The 428-nt window shown below is 36.4% G+C and carries 1 pseudogene; it reads left to right on the top strand.

From position 1 onward, the window contains the following. Positions 1-428 (top strand): annotated as a pseudogene (locus J7R05_RS09450) (GNAT family N-acetyltransferase); the annotation flags it as partial.

The raw sequence follows: 428 nt of genomic DNA on the forward strand, positions 1-428 counted from the left end.
GCACAAAAACTGCCTTTATCTTGGTGGGTTGGACCTCATTCGTCTAATTACGAAGTTAATGAAGTTCTCTTATCTATTGGCTTAGAGCGTGTTGAAACAGAGGTAGGAATGGCAGCTTTAGCTCAAGATATAGACTCTCATGTTACTTCTATGCTGGATGATTTCAAAATCAAGGAAGTTGAATCACTTCAAGATTTTATAGATTATGGAAATGTTATGGCATCAGTATTCGAGCCTTTTGATGAGGAGGCGATAATATTTTATGAAACAATAGGTGGCTGTTATAAAAAAGATCCTGATGTAGATATGTTCGTTGGTTATATAAATAACAATCCTGTAGCAATATGTTTTTGTATTAAAGCGGATGGAGTTGGTGGAGTGTATGATATTGTCTCCAATCCAGATTTTCAGAAAAGAGGTGTCGGGAC

The sequence above is a fragment of the Bartonella capreoli genome, assembly GCF_902813205.1.
GTDB classification, from domain to species: Bacteria; Pseudomonadota; Alphaproteobacteria; order Rhizobiales; family Rhizobiaceae; genus Bartonella; species Bartonella schoenbuchensis.